The sequence below is a fragment of the Roseovarius sp. E0-M6 genome, assembly GCF_037083845.1.
Lineage (GTDB): Bacteria > Pseudomonadota > Alphaproteobacteria > Rhodobacterales > Rhodobacteraceae > Roseovarius.
The window spans coordinates 878,591-897,304 of sequence record NZ_JBAPLA010000001.1 but is presented as its reverse complement, the minus strand read 5'-3'; the positions used below and the strand labels follow the sequence as shown (position 1 = coordinate 897,304).

Annotated in this window: 8 protein-coding genes (1 of these 8 running past the window's edge); 2 read left to right on the top strand and 6 right to left on the bottom strand. The window is 61.5% G+C overall.

The features are described 5' to 3' along the window. Positions 1 to 64: 64 nt before the first annotated feature. Positions 65 to 961 (bottom strand): LysR substrate-binding domain-containing protein, encoded by an 897-nt coding sequence (locus tag V8359_RS04240; protein WP_336427464.1) that lies wholly within the window; start codon positions 959 to 961, stop codon positions 65 to 67. 99 nt (positions 962 to 1,060) lie between these two features. Between V8359_RS04240 and V8359_RS04235 the strand changes: the two genes are divergently transcribed. Both V8359_RS04235 and V8359_RS04230 read left to right on the top strand, forming a co-directional pair. Then, positions 1,061 to 2,284: an acyl-CoA dehydrogenase gene (locus tag V8359_RS04235; protein WP_336427462.1), complete on the top strand. Its 1,224-nt coding sequence runs from the start codon at positions 1,061 to 1,063 to the stop codon at positions 2,282 to 2,284. A 138-nt stretch (positions 2,285 to 2,422) separates the two neighbouring features. Beyond that, the gene (locus V8359_RS04230) at positions 2,423 to 3,271 is read left to right on the top strand and encodes a TauD/TfdA dioxygenase family protein (protein WP_336427461.1); all 849 of its coding nucleotides are present in this window, start codon (positions 2,423 to 2,425) and stop codon (positions 3,269 to 3,271) included. 165 nt (positions 3,272 to 3,436) lie between these two features. On the opposite strand, the gene V8359_RS04225 is transcribed toward V8359_RS04230, so the two are convergent. The 5 genes in view from V8359_RS04225 to V8359_RS04205 are tightly spaced (at most 40 nt apart) and all read right to left on the bottom strand, a layout consistent with a single transcriptional unit that may run on beyond the window. Next, entirely contained in the window at positions 3,437 to 5,443 is a 2,007-nt protein-coding gene (locus V8359_RS04225) for a preprotein translocase subunit SecA (RefSeq protein ID WP_336427460.1), read from the bottom strand. Next, the gene (locus V8359_RS04220; RefSeq protein WP_336427459.1) at positions 5,436 to 7,589 is read right to left on the bottom strand and encodes an efflux RND transporter periplasmic adaptor subunit; all 2,154 of its coding nucleotides are present in this window, start codon (positions 7,587 to 7,589) and stop codon (positions 5,436 to 5,438) included. The genes V8359_RS04225 and V8359_RS04220 overlap by 8 nt, the downstream gene beginning before the upstream one ends. Beyond that, positions 7,586 to 9,424: an HlyD family efflux transporter periplasmic adaptor subunit gene (locus tag V8359_RS04215; RefSeq protein WP_336427458.1), complete on the bottom strand. Its 1,839-nt coding sequence runs from the start codon at positions 9,422 to 9,424 to the stop codon at positions 7,586 to 7,588. Before V8359_RS04215 ends, V8359_RS04220 begins: the two co-directional genes overlap by 4 nt. A gap of 40 nt (positions 9,425 to 9,464) precedes the next feature. Further along, the gene (locus V8359_RS04210; protein ID WP_336427457.1) at positions 9,465 to 9,767 is read right to left on the bottom strand and encodes a DUF3467 domain-containing protein; all 303 of its coding nucleotides are present in this window, start codon (positions 9,765 to 9,767) and stop codon (positions 9,465 to 9,467) included. Continuing rightward, positions 9,764 to 18,714, bottom strand: partial view of a CARDB domain-containing protein gene (locus tag V8359_RS04205; RefSeq protein WP_336427456.1) — the 3' portion only. 25,672 nt of this gene lie beyond the right edge of the window; 8,951 of the gene's 34,623 nt are visible here — the last part of the coding sequence; the start codon falls outside the window, past its right edge; the stop codon is at positions 9,764 to 9,766. Before V8359_RS04205 ends, V8359_RS04210 begins: the two co-directional genes overlap by 4 nt.

Genomic DNA, 18,714 nt, shown 5'->3' with positions numbered 1-18,714 from the left:
ATAAGGCGTTTCATGAAAATCTGTGCGTTAGGTTTTTCGCGAACCACTTTAGCGCGGGATTAAATTAGCGCGGCAGCAAATCCTCGTCATCGGTCTGGGCCGTAAGCCAGCCTCGAAAGGCGGTCAGTGCCGGATCATCCGCGCGCGCCTTGGGCCAAACGAGGTAATAGGCGCCGGGCATCTCGGTCGGCGCATCCCAAAGCGGGACAAGCCGTCCGGCATTAATCTCGGGATCGGCCAGATAGGTCGGCAACAGGGCCGCGCCCAATCCGTGCAGCGCAGCCTGAGTGATGGTCGAAAACTGATCATGAACCGTGCCGGTAATGCGCGGGTTGTCCACGCCATGCGACTTGAACCATGTTTGCCATGCCTCGGCGCGGGTTTCGATGTGCAACAGGGGCAGGGCGGCCACGTCCTCGGCGCTCTCGACCGGGCGCGTCAGAAGGCCCGGTGCCGCCACCGGCAACACGGTTTCCGACCGCAGCCGCATCGCATCAGTACCGGGCCAGTCGGCTACTCCGAAATGTATCGCTGCATCAATGGCTTCCGAGGTGAAGTTAAACGGCTTGAGGCGAGTCACGAGATTGATCGTGACCTCGGGATGCGCACGGGCGAAATCGGGCAGTCGCGGGACGAGCCAACGCATGCCGAAGGTCGGCAGGATGGCAAGGGTGAGTTGCCCGGCATTCGTGGGTGCGTGAAGGCCCAGCCCGGCCTGTGCGATCCGCGCGAGGATATCGCGCATTTCATCGGCATAATCCTGTGCTGCAGGGGTCAGAACAAGATTGCGGCCTTCGCGGATAAAAAGCGGAGTGCCGAGTTGTGACTCCAGAGTTTTGAGCTGTCGGCTGACGGCACTTTGCGTCAATCCGAGTGCTGCACCCGCGCTTGTGGTGCTGCCCAGCCTGTCGAACGCTTCGAGCACGCGCAGGGCGGTCATAGAGGGCAGGTGAGGGGCCATATATTCGAAAACCTCATTAAACTATGCGGAAATAGCGTTTTTAACCGTTGTTATGGTCATATATATAGCGTGTAACCCCGTGACGCAAAGGAGACTGCCATGCCTCTCGAAACCCCCAAACTCAAAGCCAAAGATGCCCCGGATCTTGGCAAGTTCGATTGGGAAGACCCGTTCCGCCTTGATGATCAGCTTGAGGAAGACGAACGGATGATCGCCCAGAGCGCGCGGCAATTCGCGCAGGAAAAGCTTCAGCCGCGTGTCATCAAGGCCTATGCGGAAGAGGCGGTGGAGCCGGAAATCTTTGGCGAGATGGGCGAAATGGGTCTGCTCGGCACGACAATTCCCGAGGAATACGGCGGCCTTGGCGGCGGGTATGTCGGCTATGGCCTTGTCGCGCGTGAGATCGAGCGCGTGGATTCAGGGTATCGGTCGATGATGTCGGTGCAATCCTCGCTGGTCATGTATCCGATCTATGCCTACGGAAGCGAGGAGCAGCGCCAGAAATACCTGCCCAAGCTGGCCTCGGGAGAGTTCATCGGCTGTTTTGGCCTGACCGAACCCGACGCGGGCAGCGATCCCGCTGGAATGAAGACCACGGCCAAGAAAACCGAGGGCGGCTATGTGCTCAATGGGTCGAAAACGTGGATTTCGAACAGTCCGATCGCGGATGTCTTCGTGGTTTGGGCCAAATCGGACGCCCATGACGGCAAAATTCGCGGTTTCGTTCTCGACAAGGGGGCAAAGGGCCTGAGCGCGCCCCAGATCAAGGGCAAGCAATCCTTGCGCGCTTCCGTCACCGGCGAGATTGTCATGGACAATGTCGAAGTTGGTGAAGAGGCACTACTGCCCAATGTGGAAGGGCTCAAGGGGCCGTTCGGATGCCTTAACCGCGCGCGCTATGGCATCGCGTGGGGCGTGATGGGCGCGGCCGAATTCTGCTGGCACGCGGCGCGTCAATATGGGCTTGACCGGCACCAGTTCCGCAGGCCGCTGGCGCAGACGCAGATCTTCCAGCTCAAGCTTGCCAATATGCAGACCGAGATCACGTTGGGCCTTCAGGCCGCGCTGAGGGTCGGGCGGTTGATGGATGACGCGAATGCGGCGCCCGAGATGATCAGCCTGATCAAACGCAACAATTGCGGTAAGGCACTTGAGATCGGGCGGATGGCGCGCGACATGCACGGCGGCAACGGAATTTCCGAGGAATATCAGGTTATTCGTCACATGATGAACCTTGAGACAGTGAACACCTACGAGGGCACGCATGATGTTCATGCGCTGATCCTCGGGCGGGCGCAGACCGGGCTTCAGGCGTTTTTCTGATCGCTTGAGGGCGCAGGACAAGGGGGCAGGGCGGTCAACACTTGGGCCGCCCTGCTTTTCTAGTCGGGGGCATTGCCATGACTGGAACGGCGGTTCATGGTCCGGGCGACTCATGGGACAAGAAAAGGGGTGAAAGGCATGGCAGAGGTTGAAAAGCTGACAGGACATCTTGGTGGGGTGGTCCATGGGTTTCATCCGGGTGACGTAACAGACGATGCGTCGGCGGCTTTTCTACGGGCGGCATTGGCAGAGCATCGTGTTCTGGTCCTGCCGAATCAGCATATGACCCATGAACAACAGGCGGCGTTGACCAAGGTCTTTGGCGCACCGATGCAGCTACCATATGTGACGCCAATCGAGAGCGATCCGAATGTGATCGCGGTTCTCAAGGAGGCGGACGAGCGTAATACCGGCGTCTTTGGCGGAGAATGGCATTCCGATTTCAGCTTTCTGCCCAACCCGCCGGCAGGCTCGGTTCTCAATGCCGTTGAGATACCCCCGTTTGGCGGTGACACCGCCTGGTCCTGTCAGGTCACGGCCTATGCGTCCTTGCCCGGCCATCTCAGGGATCTGGTGGATACGCGCAGCGCGATCCATGTCGGAAAACCTTATGGCGTCAAGTTCGCGCCGCCCGAAAGCGCACGCGCCAATTCCTCGGTCAAGATGAGCCGTGGAGACCCTGATGCAGACCGCGAGATCGCGCATCCCTCCGTGGTGACCGATCCGGAAACCGGGCAAAGAATGCTTTTTCTCAACCCGATCTACACGACGCGTTTCGACGGGATGACAGAAGAGCATAGCCGACCGTTTCTGGAACAGATCTACAAGCACGCGACACGGCCCGATTTTTCCATGCGGCACAAGTGGAGCGCGGGAGATGTTGTGATCTGGGACAACCGGGCGACGCTGCATTATGCCACCAACGATTATGATGGATACCGGCGGCTTCTGTATCGCACGACCTATAGTGGCGCGCCACCGCGCTAGGCTGGAAGCCGGGGGAGCGTGCGAAAATCGGGGGCTTTGGTTGGTTTCAAAATCGAGCACCTTAAAGGCGCATAATCAGTATTATGTAAATAATATAGGCATCCGAATTTGAACTAATCGCTTTAGATATATCTCCTATCTGGCTGATATACATAGTTTTACTGTTCAAATATTGTCCGGTCGAAATCCCAGTGCTTTTTCCTGTTTGCGCGCCCGCTTCACGGTATCTGATCGTCTTCGTCGTCCACGCCGCTCTGAGCGCATTTGTGAGACATTGCGCAAAAGCTCGGCCAATGGTGCGGGCAAGCGGCCGGACCATCGCAGGCTGAGCCAAGCCATCGCGCGCGCAAGTCCGGGCGTCATATCCTGAAAAAGCGGATCTTCGAGGGAGACATAAGCGGCCGCGGAACCGCGCTGTCCTTGCCGTCCTGCCCGTCCGATCAGTTGTCGATCAATCCGTGCGGAACTGTGAAATTCGGTCAGAATGACATGCAAGCCGCCGCGGGCCTCGATATCGGGAGCAATCGGAATGTCGGTGCCGCGACCGGCCATGTTCGTTGCAACGGTGATTCGTCCGGCCTCGCCTGCGCGGGACACGATGGCGGCTTCGTCGGCATCCTGACGGGCGCTTAGAACCACGGGGTCACATCCGGCGGCCCTGAGCCGAGCGGCGATGAGTTCGGAGGCCGCGACCGAGCGCGTCCCGACAAGAACCGGACGACCTTGGGCTGTGATGCGACGCACGTCGCGGGTGATCGCCTGCCATTTGCGATCGGCGGTGCCAAAGAGCCGGGTCCGTGCAAGGCGTCGTCGCACACGCCTGTTCGTTGGCAGCCTTATGACCGCCCTGCCGTGACTAAGGCGGAGTTCTCGGGCCACCTCGGTTGCGGTGCCGGTCATGCCGGAGAACCAAAGATAGCGGCCGAAAAACATCTGATAGGTGATTTGTGCAAGGGTTACGCGCTGTCCCGACCGCTCTACACGTTCCTTGGCTTCGATCATCTGGTGCAGCCCGCTTTGCCATTGACGGTCTGGCATGACCCGTCCGGTGAATTCATCGACGATGGCAAGGCCGTCATCGGTCAGAATATAGTGTTCATCGCGCTGATAGAGATGCAGGGCGGAGAGCGCCTGTGTCAGGGCCTCACGGCGCGCGAGGTCCGGAATAAGGCGGGGATCGCTGGGAACAATTCCGTTAAGAATGTCGTCGGCACCCGGCAGAAGGCGAATGCGGCGCGCCTTTCGGTCTAAACGGTAGTCGCGCCCCTCCTCCAATGTCGAGGCAAGTGCGAGCATCTGGTCCTCACCTGCGCGCTCGGCATCTCCGCCGGGTCGTTCCGACGTTATGATCAGTGGGGTCTGGGCTTCGTCGATGAGGATCGAGTCGACTTCGTCCACGATGGCAAAACCGAGACCGCGGGTCAGGATCCGCCGATTGTCGCGCGCGCCGCCTTTGGCCAGAACGCGCCGCGCCATGACGGCCAGCAAAGAACGGTCGGCGCCGTGGGCGATGCGGTCGCGCAGATAATCGAAAGCGATGTCGGAATTCGTCGAAAAGACCACATCGCTGTCATAGATGGCGGGGCGCAAATGGTGTTCTGTTTCGTCGGTAATGACCCCGTGGCTCAGGCCAAACGCCCCGAGCACGGGCGCGAGCGTTTCGGCGTCGCGCGCCGCAAGATAGCGGTTTACCGTGACAACATGCACCGGCGTCCCAGTCAGCGCCACGAGAATGGCCGGAAGTAGGGCGGTGATCGTCTTGCCCTCCCCGGTCGCCATTTCCACGATCTGACCGCGCAACAAGGCCAGGCCGGCGGTGATCTGCACCGGATGATGGAGAAGACCAAGCTTGCGGCGGGTCATTTCGCGAATACCGGCGGCGGCAATCCGCAAAGGACGTCCGCGAAACCCACGGTCCAGAAGTAGCGGAGCCTGTGTCCGCACCAGTCGGACAAGCGCGTTATCGTCAAGGGTGGCAAGGCTCCGCCCTTCGCGAATGATACGCCGTGTTTCCCAACGCGCCCGCAGGCCCGGAGGACGCGTGGCGCGGCGCAGATGCGACAGTGCAGCCTGCACCACCTCGTCGGTGCGTCTGGGCGGTATCGGGCGGCGCTCGGGCTCGGCCCCGTCGGCACGGTCCGAGATCGTCCAAGGCCGCGCGCCGTCAAACATCGAACGTGCTCAGGAACAAGGATCTGATGGAGCGGCCCACGCGCACCGCGAGTGGCTTGGGAGAAAAGCGCAGGCGCACATGCGCCCGCAGCCCGTAAACCGGCGGCGCGGCGCCATCATGCAGGCCAAGATCAAACTGAAAGATGCGTGTCACGCTTCGCGTGGTACCATCGTCGGAAGGAACGGTGGCGAACGGCCCACCGCCCTCGATCGCGAGCACGCGGGACGGCAGAATGTCGCGTCCCGCAGGCACTTCGCGCAGAATGCGGGCGCCGTGTTCGATTGCGGGGTGCGATGCAAAGCGCACGTCGATGCCACGAAGATCGTCCCGTATCATGTTAACATAGTCCTGCGGCACGGCCATGCGGATCACGGGGGGCGTGCCCGGTAGGATGTGACCAATCTGAGCACCGCGTGTCACGAATTGACCTTTCGGCACTGTCTGACCCGGCAGATCAAGGTGACCGGTCAGAGGCGCGCGCATCTCAAGTTCGGACAGCCGCGCGCGCGCATCGGCCAAGGCCGTGCGCGCCTCGTCTACACGTTGCCGGTATTGTGCCGCCTCGGCCTCACCTGCGACACGCGCGACATTATACTGTGCCTGAGCGCGCTCCAACCGCGCGGCGCTGACCCTTTGCTCGGCCGCAAGCTCGGGGGCGTCCAGCGACAGGAGCGGCGCACCGGCAGTGACCATGGCGCCGTCTTGTGCAGCCACCGTTACGATATGGCCTGCCTGAGGCGCGCGCAGAACGGCCTCGGACGGAAGCCAAGTGACGCCCTGAACAACAGCGTAGTGAGGCAGGGGCACGAGAAAAAGGGCGAAAAGGGCGACCGCCGCCATCCCCCCTGCCCCGGCCACCGCACGCGCCCCGGCGGCCCGTATCCGGGGATCGGTTACAGCCTTGTGTGCCGTCTTGGCCATAGGCCAGAGAAGCATGAGCGTCATTGACCAAAGCGCCAGCGCCACGCCGACAAGCCGGTAGGTTGTCGCCACGAAAAGCGCGATCGTCAACGAGATGAACACGCGATAGGCAAAGGCCGCAGGCGGATAAAAGATGAACCAAAGGCGCTCCCAGCCGGTGGTCTGCATCCGTGTTCGCGCCCTTTCATCAGTGCCGAGCAGATGCACCCGTGTCATCTCGCCCCACCATTCATTGCCGCGTTTGCCGAGATTCGGGATTTCAATCAGGTCGCACAGCACATGGTAGCCGTCGAATTTCAGGAGCGGATTGCCATTGACCGCAAGTGTCGAGAGGCCAGAAATGACCATCGTGTTGAACAGGATTGTCCGCGCCGTGCCCGGCTCGACACCGATCCAGAGCAGAAAGGCAAGGCTGGCAATGACCAATTCGACCGCGACACCCGCGCCCGCAACTGCCGCGCGGTCCCATTTCGATGGAAAGACAAGTGCCGCCGACGCCTCGACATAGGGGATTGGATAAAAGGCGATGAACATCAGCCCCATCTCATGCACTTCGCCACCACGGGCCCGCACGGCCACGCCATGGCCGATCTCATGAAAAGCCTTCACGACCGGGTAAATGAGCGCGATCAGGGCAAGGTTCTCGAGGTCGAGGAATCCTTCGAGTCCGCGATCGGTCAGTGCGCGCCAGTGAACCGGCAGAAGCGCCAACGCAATCGCGACAATCAGCAGTGGCACCAGCCACCAGATTGCGCGCGGGATAAGTGACATGGCGGCGCACAGGGCGCGCAGCGGGCGATCCGGGTCGATCATCGGCACGGTCACGGACAACGGATTGAGCAGCAGCTTTCGCCAGATTTGCAAACGATCCTTGTCGCGACGTTCGAGCATGTCCGACAGGAGCGGCGTTTCGGTCGCTTCAAGCAGGTCGGATTGATGTAGCTGTGACAGCAGGCGGATGATCTCGTCCTGAGAGGGGGCGGACTGGCCCAGTTTATCAGACAACTCAAGCCAGATTTCCTCGACCGAGTTGCGCCCGGCGAGACGTCCGGCAACCTCTTGCGCCGCGGCGGTCAGCCTGTGAACCTTTGTGCCCGTTCGGTTTGACAGGATATACCAGGGTTGGCCGAGATACATATGCCGGATCACCCGCACATCTCGGCGCAGACGCGGCCGCGCTTCGCTGATGCGATACCAGTCGGAGGAGGAATGCGCATCGCTCACGGCAGGAACCTCCACAGAAGGAGACGAAGACGAACTCTGGTGCCGCGCAGCCAAGCATTGGCCAGCGTGGTTTGGCCGGCCACGATTTTCGCCACACCCTCAAGTCCGGGGCGAAGCGCCGGGGGAGCTTGGGTGATACGCGCCTCGACGCGAAACCGGTTTTCGCCTTCCGCCGGGTCAGACACCGACGCGATCGTCAAGACATCGAAAGCGATGGGAATGTCCGACATCCCTGACAAGACCGCGTGACCGGTCTGCCCCGGTTCGACAAGGGCCAGATCGTATTCACTCACGTCGATGCGAAGTTTCCAACCCGCTTGCTCAGCGATTTCGAAAAGCACATCTCCGCGACTTACAGGTGAGCCAATGCGCTGACTGAGATCGCCCGAGACAACAAGCCCGTCTATCGGCGCCCGTATGATCAATCTGTCAAGCCGCGCTTTGACCAGATCGGCCGTGGCGTGTGCTTCGGCCAGATCGGCGTTGGCGACGGCCGCAGCGCCGCGATCACCTTTCGCCAGAGCTTCGCGCAGAGATTGGCGCGCCTCGGCGGTTCGGGCCTCTGCGGCGGCTGCTTCCAGTTTCAGATCGCGATTGTCGAGCCGTGCTATCACATCCCCCGACACGACCTCTTCGCCGGCGCGGACCGGCGCTTCGGCGATGAAGCCGTCAACTGGCGCTACAGCCGCCTGTTGGGTTCGTCCTTCGACGGTGGCCGCGGCCCGCACGCGAAGGTCCGCAGGAACGAAGAATGGCAGCACAAGCGCCACGACAAGCATGATCGCGGCGAGGGAGATCGCAGGACGCCGGCCCAATATCGCGCTGCCGCCCCGACCGACCCAATGGCGCAGCCGCCCCGAGATCAGCCGACGCTCGTCATGCTTGGCCTTGAGGAGCGATGCCAAGGCGGCCGTGACAAGGCGCAATTCGTCGAGAGTATCTGCACCCAGGCGCACGGTTTCCTCGCTTCCGCGGGATTTTTCCAACGTGAGCACACCCACGGTCTTCCCATGAACGCTCAGTGGTGCAGACACGAGAACCCCCGCCCCCAGATCGCCCGCAAGACTGCGGTGGGCCGCGTCGATGACCCGGCGGCCATCGGGGCGCTCGGGCCAGGCGACCACCTCGGCCTGCGCCACCGCCTCGTCCATGGCGGCCTCATAGGCGCGGGTTCGCTCTGCACGCCGACCGAATGATGCCGCGCGCGACATCGCCTCAAGACGGACACGCCCACCACGTCGCATCCCAAGCGCCGCGCCATCGAAACCGGTCAGGTCCGGAATGGCATTCACCAATGCGAGCGCCGCACCATCGAACCGTTCGTGTTCACCGCAGGCCGCCAGAAGCGCGGTCACGAGACGCGCGCTCTCGGCCTGTTTGCGGCCCAACCGCGCCTGCCCTTGCATGAGCCGCGCCTCGATCCAGCCGCAGGCCCAGTGAAGCTCGCGCATGAGGCGGCGCAACGAGGCCCCGCTTGGGTGTCTTAAGAGGGCCAGAACAAGGACGCCCTGCACGTCACCGCCGGTTTCGATCGGATATCCCAGAAGGCTGCGCCCCTCGCCACGATCGACCAGCGGTTCGGGCTGTCGCAAAAGCGCCTCGGCCATCACGGCGAAATCACTGATTGCGGCCGGCTCCACCTTCCACAGCGCCACCGGGCCAAGACGCCCTCCATCGCCCCGCAAGAAGAGAACCGCGCCCGAGGTATGTTCGATCCGGCCACAAGCGATAGAGAGCCACCCTGCGAGAAAATCGGCACCATCACCGGGTTCGAGAAACGCGCGCCATGGATCTGCGGGCTCAGCGCGTGCGCCCATCTCTTCCGAGTCGGTCACGCCGTCTTCCCGATGTTCGGTGCGCCCTTCCACTGGGTCGCTACTCCTGCAACGGGCCGTGGCGGGATTCGTAGCTGTCGATCAACTCGTCAAGCACATCCTTCAGCTTGCGCGCGGCATGCGGACTCATGATGACGCGGTGCTGAATTTCAATCTCGAGATCACCGTCGCTGCGATCCCATGATTGATTGAGGCCGAAATTGAGCACCACTTCTTCGCGTGTACTGGTCGCGTTGCAGACATTGCAATACGAGCTTTTCATCCGGCTGGTGTCGAGCCGGACGCGTCGTTCCTGTGCATTGGTGCCGGGTTGGTGTGTCTCCGGATCATCCTTATTCGTCATGGGGCCGCCTGATTCGCTTTGTCATCATCCAAGAGGATAGCATGGCGGCGATTTTTCCTGCGTTGCATGTCTCGCGGAGCGGTGGACGCAACGGCACTGATGAGGGCAAGCGCCGTAAAGGGCGTCAGATGAGCGTTGTTCTGCGATGGCGTCGGGGTCGCTTTGGCCTCTTGTTCCGCTTCGGGCGGATTGGGCTGTGGCTCAAGCGTGGTGGGTTCCTGTGTAACCTTTTCAAAGCACATAAGATGTTGCGGCGGTGGCCCTTCGCCATCGGCAAGGCTGCGCAGTCTTTCTTCGGCGGGACGTGCGGTCAGGCCGAACACGGCCCCCTCTTCCATGTCGTCGGGTGCTGTCCCTGCGAAACAGAATGCGCCCGAGGACATTTGCGGCATCTGCTCATGTCTCTCGGCGTCTTCTCCCTGCTCATCGGCGGTAAGCTCGCGCAGTCCGCTGAGGCGCCAGAGCTGATCGGGATCATTCAAGGCGCGCGGCTCGCCTTCAAAGCAAAGTCCGGCAGAGATCGCACCGTTGTGATCGGCGGAGATACCCTGATCGACAAGACAGATCTCGGTTGGGCGGCTGTAGCTTAGATAATAGAGCCGATCGCTCTCACCCGCATCGCTCTGTGTCCCGTTGTCGAAAAGCGCGAGCGCGGACCCGGTTGCAGTCACCTCTCCGAGCCTTGGTGGCGTTGGCGAAAAGGGATCGAAACCTGTTCCCGCCCTGCGCCCTGACGCCGAGATAAGGTCAATGTCAGGGTCTGTCACCAGTCCCATGCCCGGTAACGGGCGCAGAAGATTGGGATCCGTAAGCCGCCACGCATCAAGCCCGGTCAGGTCGTCACGAGGAAGCTCTGCAAAGATCGCGGCATCGGCGCCGGTACGCTGACCGTCACCATCGGCATCACCCCGGAGGGCCGCGAGGGTGAGCGATTGACCCGAGGCGGCGGACATAGCAGGCGCGCTGCGGAACGCGCGTATACCAGCCGCCCGTTCCGAAGCCGTGGCCACGCCGTTTATCTCGACCGCGCTCAGGCGCAATGGTGCACCTTGTGATCCATAGGCCGCCGTGCTGTGCATTCGGCCCATCAGGTCGCCAAGCTTGATCTCGCCCGCATCCGGCGGTGTATCGAAGTCAAGCCGCCAGAGGCCCGAGCCCGGTATCGTCGTTCCAGTATCCACGCGCGAGACCCTGACACCGCTCAGCCCAGAGGTGAGGCCGGTCATGCTCATCATGTCGGCATCCCACTCCGCGCGCAAAACGATCGAGCGCAAGCCGCCCGATTGGCTCATGACCACCGAAAGCCCCCTGCCCTGCGGGCCAAGCGGCTCTCCGGGGGTCTGAATGGCGTGGTCGACTTTGAGGCGCACCGCCGCCTCGGCCACCGTGAAGCTTCGCTCTTCGTATCCATCGGGGCCGGTTTCAAGAAGATCCCACTTGCTCCTCCAGCCCAGCGTATCGCCAGTCAGGCGCAGGCGGTATGTTCCCGGCGCGAGGCCCGGGTCACTCGCGATGAAGGTAAAGCCGCGCGCATCGGAATCGGGCACGAGCGAGCCGCGCACGACCTCCCCCGTTTCATCGAGGAGCAGCACGTCGATAGGTTCACCCGTGTCACCGCCAAGCCGATAGGGGTTGGGAAGCCCGGTATCCACGGGCTCATTGAACCGCACGTTGACACCCCACGCCCCCGAGGTGAGCGAGGTCACACGCAGGCCCGGCGTCACGATGTTGATCCGAGCCGTGGCGCTGCCCGTTGCGCCGTCGTCATCAGCGGCGCTGACCGTGATCTGGAAATTTCCCAGCCTGTCATAGACATGGGACAAGGCTGTTGTGTGCGCTGGCAGGGTTTCGGTCGTCCCATCGCCCCAGTCCACCGTCACCGGCCCAGTGGGATCATCGCCCGGATCCGCAATGGTGAGGGAGAGCCGCGCCTCGGTTTCGACCACGGCCTCGGCGGGCGCGTTCAGACGGATTGCCGGTGCGGCGTTCACGGCCACAACCCGAAGGGTCTGTCTTGCGGTGCCCCCTTGGCCGTCATCGGCCAGCAGCCGGAAAATACCCGTTGCAGGCCCGTCAGGCACTGTCCAGGTCAGTGCACCTTCACCGGTCAAAACAGCGCCCTCGACCGCAGTCTCAAGCGAATAGGCCAAGGTATCGCCGTCAGGGTCGACCGCCTGCACCTGAAGCAGGATCGTATCACCTTCGCTCGCGGTTTCCGTTCGCTCGGGCGTCATCGTGGGCGCGTCATTCTGAGGCCGCACGACAAGGTTCAACAGCACTGGGAGCGGACGGAAAACACCATCGCTTGCCGTGAAGAGAAGACCATCAGTGCCATTGAAATCCGGTGCCGGTTTATAGCGCCAGACACCCGGTTCAACCGGATCGAGCGTGCCGCGTGCCGGCGGGCTCGTGATTTCATAGTTGAGCGCATCGCCTTCGGCATCCGTGACAAGTGTCCGGAGATCGACAAGGGCCGCGCCATCCTCATCGAGCGTCACGTTTGCTCCGCTGGTCAGGCGCGGCGGTGTATTGTTTTCAACGCTGGGGACATCAAAGGCAAACCCATCCGCCATTACCCGGGAGGTCTCAGAGCCGAACCCGAGCAAATCAAGCGAAAGCGCAAGGCGCGCACCGACCGTAAGCCGGGTCAGATCAAGTGTGACGCGGCGGCTTGTGAAGTCGCGTTGGCCCCCAGTCGCAGGGGCTATGGTGAGTTCGGGCGCATTGCGCAACGTGCCGTTGGCCTGAAGGTTGAGCGCGGCATCGGTGTTGCTCAGCCCCGGAAGAACCGTGATGGCGTTGCCAAGAGCGTCGAGCAGCGCGAGTTCGATCGCATCGGGAGGTGCGCCGCGCTCGTCAACCAACTGTGTATGCAGGGTGAAGCTGAAGGTCGTTGCGCCGGGCGGAATCACGAAACTGCGATAGGCCGCAGTGCGGCTGCCACCGCCTTCGCGCAGTTCTATGCCGTCAGTGGGCCCTTCATTTACGTCGCCCAGCACGTGCCAGCCGGTGGTGGTCAGCGGGCGTGCGCCGGTCGGGGGGGCCAGCAAATAATCGCTGTCAGTGCGGTTTCCGCGGTCCATCACGCCCGCGTCGCGCGCCACGCGCAGCATGTCCAGAACGCCGGTCACTTCGACTATATCGCCCGCGTCCGGCACGTCCGAGGCGAACCGGATCACGTCTTTCTGTGCGTCGGTCTGGGCGAATTCTCCCCGCACGCCCATCAACCCCGCGCCGTCCAGTTCCTTGCCGGTTTGTGCATCGTAAAGATCAGGCAGGCCGAGCGTGTGGGCAAGCTCGTGCGCGTAGGTCCACGCGACGGTTTCGGCAAAGGCGCCAATGGCATCAAACTCCTCACCCTCGGCACTGGCCCGTGCCCGCAGCGCATCGAACAAGGCGGAGGTGTCGATCACCACCCGGTCCTCGGCGTGGTCGGCGTTGAAAAGCGCATCAAGGCGGAAACGTTGCTGCGTCTTGGTCAGAAGATCGTCAACGTCGCTGCGCAGCAATTTGTCGAGATCGGCCGCGGGCTCAATATTGTCGGGCGGCCCGGGATTGAGCGGCGTGAAATCGAAGCTGGCGAAGCCCAGCCGGGTGGCATCGGTTATTTCGGCAGCCTCGGCCTCAAGCTCGTTGAGAGATTCTTTGGTCTCCTCGGTGGCCTCCTCTACCTTTTGGCGCGTCGCCTCGGCCTCGGTTTTGGCGGCGGCGATACTCTCCTGAAGTTCGGTGCGGAGTGCTTCGACCCCGGCGCTGTCACCCGGAACAAGCGCCGCGATACGCTCGGCCACATCACGCACGCTGGCCGACGCATCTGCGAACGTAGTGCCTTGGGTGGCGACTTCGGTCAGCACGCCCGAAAGCGAGCCATCGAGTGCCGCTAGCGCGCCATCTGCGCCCAGTCCCGCGGTTTCGGCGGCGTCTTTGATGCTGGTGAGCTGCGTCTCGGTCAGGCCCAGTTGCGCCTCGGTCCGCCCCCAAGCGGCGTCCTGATCGATCAGCTTGCCTGCCAGCGTGCGCTTGAACCCTTCGGGCGGCGCTTCGCCCGCCGCCAGCATGTCCAGCATACTGCCGCCATCACGCGCGATCCCGTCGAATATCGCGCCCAGCCCGCTCATGGCCGATTGCTGTGTTTCGAACAACTCACCCACTTTTTGGCTAAGGGCACCAAGGGAGCCGGAGACGCTCTGGGACGCTTTGGGGAAAAGAGACCCAAGCATCCCGCCAAGGTTGCGGTTGATCGTCTCAGCCTCGCTGAACCAGGCTTTGCCCGTGCCCGCGTCCTGCATTGCACCTTGCAACAGATCGAAAATGCCGGCGGGGATCGGGCCGTCCGGCCCGGTGGTCTCAAGAAGCTGCATCATTTCGCCGGTCTTGCGAATAGCACCGGAAAGAGTGTCGCGCATCTCTTCGGTTTTAAGCTTCAGCGCGGAGAACGGATTGTCGATCTGAAGCTCTTTGCTCAGCACCTTCAAAAGGGCCCCGCTGTTGAAAAGCCCGCCACCACCGCCTGAAGGCTTGGGCGCGGTCGGTGATTCTTCAAAACCCAGAGCCTCCACCAGCCGCTTTGCGAGGTTCGAACCGATCACCTGGTTTTCTCCGCCGATATTGGCGAGCACACCGCCCAGCCCGCCATTCCCGGAGCCGCCTTCGTCTTGTGCCAAAGATGTCATCAGCGGGCTTTGCCCCACTTTCTCAAAGAGGTCAGCGATGCCGTCCAGCATTTTGCCCAACCCGCTTTGCGAGCCGCTTGCGGTTTCGATCTGCGCGGTGCCGGTCTGATTCAACTTGGTGAGGTTGCCCGCCAGTCCATCCAGATGTGGCGTCAGGTTGTCGAAGAGATTACCGATGCCGCCCAGCAGCCCAGTGCCGCTGGAGCCGTCGCCAGCATCTGTGCCGCCAGGGGCCCGGATCAGGCCCTCGATCAGGTCGGAGCCGCCCTGCAATAGACCAGGCAAAGCATCGAGCAGGTTCTGGCCACCCTGAATCAGCCCGCCGCCACGTGTGCGTATCTCGCTGATGGAATCTTGACTGGCACTGAACTCACCTGAAACGCTCTCGGCCATCGCTTCGGCGGCCTCAATGTTATCTCCATTGCGTCCGATACTTGCCGCCGACATATGCGCTGCTTCCGCGGCTAGCACCTGTGTTTCGACACCATCAGCCTCAAAGATAAGATCGTTGCCCAAGGTCATCGCCTTGGCCCCCAAATCCCTGAAACTGTCTTCAGACTTTGCCGTGGCCGCCATGACACCTTGCAGGTTTTGGTTCATCTCACCGAAACTTGTGCCAAGTCGGTTCATCAGGTTTTTCAACCCGCCAAGCGATGTCTGGACTTCCTGGGTAAGTGGCGTCGGAACTTTATCACCGAAAAGTTGACCAATCTGGTTCAGCAGCCCCTCGTTTTCGCCGAACACCCCATTGAGGCCGCTCAGCAAGCCCTGATTTTCGCTGATGATGCCCTTAAAGGCGTCATCGAATTGGTTGCCCAGCCCGTCGCCCAGCAGGTCCGAGACATTCTTGAGGACGCCGCCCAGTAGCCCACTACCGCCATTGTTGGTTCCGGCCTGTTTTAAGCCATTCAACATTTGCGCCATGCCGCTATTGACGGCATCGCCAAGCTCCGGTCTCGGCTGGAAGCCCTTGCCTTGCATAAGGCCGACACTCCCGAGCGAGGCAAGCACGTTCTGCGCACCGCCGTCGATCCTGTCCAGCGTGGCTTGGAGCTGATTGAGAAGGCCGAGTTGCTCAGGGCTCTCCGCAACGGCTTGGGCCTCGGCGATCAGCGCCACTTGGCGGTCAAGCAATTCGGTCATCGAGGGTTCGACACTGTCGGCGTCCTGCGCCACATTGGCGACCGCAGTGGCCACCGGTGCACCCAGCTTTGCAAATGCCTCGGTATCGCCTTCCAACGCGCCGATGACATTTGCGATCTCGGCGCCGATCTCTGTGGCGTTGTCCTTGATCGTCTCGACCCGTGACAGCGCGTCGCTGGAGAATCTGCCGAATTCTTCGGCCAAGATCGCAAGTTCGGCGTGATCTTCGGGATCGGCCACGAAAATCCCTTCCAGTTCAGCCGCGGCTTTCTCGAAATCGGACTTCGGCGCCTCTACCCGCGCGCTCTGCTCGTCCAGCGCCTCGTCTACCGCCTCTTGCGTATCGGCGGCGGCCTTCTCGGCCTCGGAAGTCTCCACGGGCAGATCTGTCAGCCCTTCTTCGCCTTGGCTCAGCACCCAGGTAACGGCGCCCTCGGCCGTCCGCGTGGGAAGGAACGCGCCCTCGCCTGCCGGGGCCAACATGGTCTGAACCCGGTCGAAAATCTCGTCCGCGACCATGCTCCACTGCGTATCGGTCAGCCCTTCGAACAGCGCCGAAAAACCCGCCTCGTCGCTGTCGCTTTCTTGTGTTTCCTGCTCGCGCATAGCTTGCAACTGTGCCTTCAACGCCGCGCGCAGACCTTCGGTATCAAGGTTGATGACCTGTGCCGCCGTGCCACGCCCCTCAATGTCATATCGGCTCAACTCATTGTCTTGCCAAAACAATCGTAGAGTGCCGCTATCCTCGAGGATCGGCTGTTTGCCTGGCACTGCCGCAATGCCGGTCGGAGCAAAGCCGAGCGTGATCCTCTCCGGATCACTTGTCACGCCCAACCATTCATTGCGGCGAGAATCGACGATGTCGGCGTCCAATGCGGCGATTTCGCCCAATACGCCGCGCACGGGAACGACGATCTCGCGGCGGGTTCCGCTTTTGGTGTCGGCAAGCCCGATGACACCGTCATTGGCCGCGCTATCGCCCGCGTCCAGAAGATAAAAGAGGTTGGCGGTCGTGTCGTAAGATTGCGGTTTGCCCTGAATATCATAGTGGATGTCCATCCTGCCGGTCAGCAGGGAAAGGCCATCAACACCCAGAAGTTCTTCGAGTCGCTCTTTTTCCACCGAAGCCGACAGTCCGAGCTTGGCGGTTTTGCCCGCTGGCAGCAACAACGTGAGTTTCACCTCGCTCGCCCCGTCACGCATGTCGATCGGCGCATCGGCGAGCAACCCGCCCGGGCCGCGCCATGTGCCTTCAACCGCACTGATGGTCAGGAAATCGTTGGCCGGGATCGTCACCTCCAGTGTGATTGCGGCCTCGTTCCGGTTCTCTATCTCAAGTTCGTGGCGGTCGATGCCCGTTCCGGTTTCCTGAGAGACGAACAGGGCATCTACCCCGTCGGCATTGGTCAGCGATTGACCTTCATCACTGAAGAAAATGTTAAGGTCTTGCTCGTCCCCGTGACTGTCCGAGAAGGCCACCGCGCCATTGAAGCTGATGTTGTCCACATCGGCACTGATGAACGGGCTGGGCGCGGCGCCACTGGCCTTGTCGACCACAAGGAAAAGGCGTCCGACGTCGCCGATCACCTCGTCGGGCACTTTGAACATGACCCGTTGGGGAGTGAGCTCAGTGCCCGTGCCGGTGGCGGCCCCGTCCACTTCGGGCAGAAGTTCATAATTGGTGCCGGCGACATTTGCATAGACCCTGAGGGTGCTGTCTGTGGGGGCGGCGTCATCGCCAAGAGCGAGCCGGGGATACCACGCAAGGTCCAGACCCAACAGATCCTTACCCTCAGGAAAGCGCATCGTATTGTGCACAAGACTGCGGCCCGGCTGAAGGTCGAAACTGTAGTCCACAAGATTGGCCTGAATGAATTTGAGCACCTTGGGAATGCGCTTGATCAGTTCGTCGCGCAGGAACTTAAGACCCTTGCCGGCCACGTCAGTCTTGCTCACATTCCGTTGCTGAAGGCCGAGCCATTCCTTGAGCGCGAGATCCTCTTCACCGTCTTTAAAAATTTCCTTGCCCTGCTCAAGGGTCGAGTCGATCACCGCACTCAGCACGCTGCCTTTGGCAGGCGGATCAATACTGAACAGGCGGCCGCCTTCGGTCAAAAAGGCCTGTTGAAGTTCGCGCAGGACGTCCATCGCACCGCCGCCGAATACGAAATCCTTGACCTTGAGTGTGCTGGTCTTGACGAAATCCAGCAGCAACTCGGGCAGGTCCGTGACCTGCGCCTTGCTCAGTTGATCAACGATCTTTGAGCTTTGACCCGTGGCAAACACCTCGCCTGCAAGGAATTCGATCAGCTTCCAAGCGTTGCTGGCAGTCTCGGTAAGAATGGTTTTTCCCGGATCTGCAAAGAACTTGGGCGGGAGCGTCGCCTTGAACTTATCGAAGGATGGCTTCGCCCGGATCGCGTTGAGATTTGGAAAGGGAATACCCTGCCCCAACGTGGCACCGTCGTAGTAACCCGGTAGGCGCGTGGGCCGGTCAAGATCGCCTATGCCACCGCCGTGGAACGACCAGCCGGCGATCTCATAGGCGCTGCGACCCGGGATCGGGGCACGACCGTAGAGCGGGCGCACCGTGCTGTCGAAGTCACCATTGAAGACGTCCTCGATCACCTCGGTCTGGCCCGGTTGAGCCGAGTTGTCGACTTTCTCGGGATCATACTTGTCACGGTTGGTCTTGTTGATTTTGCTCTGAAGGGCGCTGCCACCTCCGAGGGTCGAATAGAACCAGCCCGTACCGACGCCTTCCCATGCACGTTCATCAAGCTTGGCTATGGCGTTGGTGCGGGCGCGCAGCGGGCTTTGCTCGAACTCTCTTGCGACATACCAGCTCTTGGTGTTGCCATCGAAGCCTGCGCTGCTTTCGGCCACATCCTTGAAGCGCGGGGCGGCGGTATCATTGTAATAACGTGCGAGTTTTCCGACGCTCTCCCATAGCTTTTCGGCCGGGGGAAAGGCGGTCTTGGTATCCACGAACCGGTCGGACACGCGGCGCCAGATCTGATCCGGGGAATTACCTACACCCGGGAATGTATCGGCATTGAGGTTTGTAGTGCCCAAATACCATCCGACCGCACGCGCGTTCAGGGTGCCCACCCCGAGACCAAGTTGATCGC